The following is a 3,086-nucleotide window of genomic DNA, read 5'->3' as shown; positions in this document are numbered from 1 at the left end:
GAGTGAACCACCTGATCCCTTCCCGAACTCAGAAGTGAAACCTCTTAGCGCTGATGGTAGTGTGGGATTACCCATGTGAGAGTAAGTCATCGCCAGCTCATTATTCAAAAGCCCCCTCTAATGAGGGGGCTTTTTTTATGCGTGGGAAATATTTAGCTCCTAAGATTCGAGTCTAAACATTCTAATCATCAGATTTTGGAGTTTGCTGACTTTAAAATATTTCAAATCTTATCCCATCCAATTTGCATATTTCAAAGAATGAGTATGTTTAACCCTATAGGTGATCACTTACTGGAGAAGCTTTTTCAACTGAAGTGATTATTTTGGGAAGATAAATTAAATCACTGGTTTTGTACAAATTATAATCAAGCAACCTCAGCCGAATTCATGCTAAAATACTCGGCTTTCATCTTTGATCTAATTTTCAGGTCTTCCATCATCTGCCAGCCGAGAATTGCTAGCCATGTCTACTGCTTATACCATGCAGACAGCGCCTACAGCGTTGTTTGATTACGACAAATATTGGGCGTCGTGTTTTGAACCTGCGCCATTTTTGCCGATGTCACGCGAGGAAATGGATCAACTCGGTTGGGACAGTTGTGACTTTATTCTGGTCTGCGGTGATGCGTATATTGACCATCCCTCTTTCTGTTCGGGCATCATTGGCCGTACTTTGGAAGCTCAAGGTTTCCGTGTCGGGATTATTGCTCAGCCGGACTGGACCAGTGTGGATGCGTTCCGTGTATTGGGTAAACCGAATATTGCCTGGGGTGTGACCGCAGGTAATATGGATTCGATGATTAACCGCTATACGGCCGACCGTAAAATCCGTTCAGATGATGCCTATTCACCAGACAATGTGCCGAATAAACGCCCTGACCGCGCGGCAACCGTGTATTGCCAGCGTGTGCGCGAAGCCTATCCTGATGTGCCGGTATTGCTCGGTGGTATTGAAGCGTCGTTACGTCGTATTGCGCACTATGACTACTGGTCAGACAAAGTTCGGCGTTCGGTATTGATGGATTCTAAAGCTGATCTTCTCATGTACGGTAATGGCGAACGCTCGATTGTCGAAGTGATGCACCGTTTGGCCAAAGGCGAAAAAATTACCGACATCACGGATGTCCGTGGTACGGCATTTATTGTCAATAAACATAACAGGGCCTCTAAAGCCAAATTCGTTGAAATTGCATCGAATGATGTGGATGCGATTGGTCGTGTCGATCCGATTATCAACCCTTATGTCATGACTGAAGATATTGAAGGTTGTGAGATTGAACAGGGGAAAGACTCAAGCCAATACCAAGGTTTCCAGAAAGAACATGTAGCAAATCCAGTTGTTCGTGAAGGCGACAATCTGGATGCCGATACGCAAATTGTGCAGTTACAACCTGCTTCTAAAGCCATTAAACATAAATTGCCACCACGTGAACTGGCGGTAATCCGTTTACCTGCTTTTGAAGAAGTAGTGAATGATCCTGTGCTGTATGCGCATGCCAACCGTATTTTGCACCTGGAAACCAATCCGGGAAATGCACGTGCCTTAGTACAAAAGCATGGGGAACGTGATGTGTGGTTGAATGCGCCACCTATTCCATTGACCACAGAAGAAATGGATTATGTGTTTGATCTGCCTTATGCACGTCTGCCACATCCTGCATATGGCAATGCACGTTTCCCAGCGTTTGACATGATCAAGTTTTCGGTCAACATTATGCGTGGTTGCTTCGGTGGCTGTACTTTCTGTTCAATCACGGAACATGAAGGCCGTATTATCCAGAACCGCTCGGAAGACTCAATTCTTCGTGAAGTGGAAAAGATTCGTGATACCGCACCGGGCTTTACCGGCATTATTTCGGACTTGGGTGGTCCAACGGCCAACATGTACCGTTTGCACTGTAAAGATCCGGAGATTGAAAAGAACTGCCGTAAACCATCGTGCGTGTTCCCGGGCGTGTGTCAAAACCTGCATACCGACCATGCACCGTTGACGCAATTATACCGTAAAGCACGCGCGATTAAGGGCATCAAGAAAATTCTGATCGGTTCAGGTTTACGTTATGACCTGGCGGTATTAAACCCTGAATATGTCAAAGAATTGGTCACCCATCACGTTGGTGGTTACCTCAAGATTGCGCCTGAACATACCGAAAAAGGTCCGTTGTCGAAGATGATGAAGCCGGGTATTGGCACTTATGACCGTTTCAAGCAGATGTTTGACCGCTTTAGTAAAGAAGCAGGTAAGGAACAGTATCTGATTCCTTACTTCATTGCGGCGCATCCGGGAACGACCGATTACGACATGATGAATTTGGCGATTTGGTTGAAAAAGAATGGTTTCCGTGCCGATCAGGTACAAACCTTCTATCCATCGCCAATGGCCACAGCAACGACCATGTATTACACCGGTAAAAACCCGCTGGCGAAAGTGGCGCGTTATACTGAAAATGTGGATATTGTGAAAGGTGAGAAACGTCGCCGCTTGCACAAGGCCTTCTTGCGTTACCATGATCCAAATAACTGGCCAATGTTACGTGAAGCTTTGAAAGAAATGGGCCGCTCAGACTTGATTGGTAATTCGAAACAACATCTGATTCCGAGCTATCAACCACAAGGCACAGAAGGGCAATATCAGTCTGCACGCAAGAAAAACTCGACCTTGGCGGGAGATTCTGCAAAACGTACAGGTGAAAATACTGCACGTAATCAATCACGTAATGTTGCCAATACAAATGACAATAATCGTCCTAAAAAAGGCCAGATTTTGACTCAACATACCGGCTTGCCACCACGTGAAACCGGGGAAAAACGTCCATTTGCGGGTTCTAAATCCAAAACTAAATCTAAACCTAAATCAAAAGCTTGATTTAAAAACTTAGATTCTCAAATGAAGTGCAACAGAGATTAAATTATTGGAAGGAAGCAAGATGAGCTAGCATTTTGCTTCCGACCGACCAAAGTCAAAGTTGCATCATGAACTACACTCATCTTACCCAAGAAGAAAGATATCAGATTTATACCTTGTTACGTGAAGGTTTTTCTAAACGTTATATCGCTTGGAGACTGAATCGCTCACCTTCAACCAT

Annotated in this window: 2 protein-coding genes and 1 rRNA gene; all 3 read left to right on the top strand. The window is 44.8% G+C overall.

Features of this window, described 5'->3' with window-relative positions; all coding sequences use genetic code 11:
* A 5S ribosomal RNA gene (gene rrf / locus E0H88_RS15810) occupies nt 1–98 on the top strand; the annotation flags it as partial.
* 365 nt (nt 99–463) lie between these two features.
* Nucleotides 464–2,866 (top strand): YgiQ family radical SAM protein, encoded by a 2,403-nt coding sequence (locus E0H88_RS15805; RefSeq protein ID WP_092819237.1) that lies wholly within the window; start codon nt 464–466, stop codon nt 2,864–2,866.
* Nucleotides 2,867–2,973: 107 nt separating this feature from the next.
* The coding region (locus tag E0H88_RS15800) for a helix-turn-helix domain-containing protein (protein ID WP_131275075.1) at nt 2,974–3,086 on the top strand (113 nt) is incomplete at its 3' end.

This window comes from Acinetobacter sp. ANC 4216 (genome assembly GCF_004331195.1).
Taxonomy (GTDB): Bacteria; Pseudomonadota; Gammaproteobacteria; order Pseudomonadales; family Moraxellaceae; genus Acinetobacter; species Acinetobacter kookii.
This window is presented reverse-complemented; position numbering and strand designations above follow the sequence as displayed.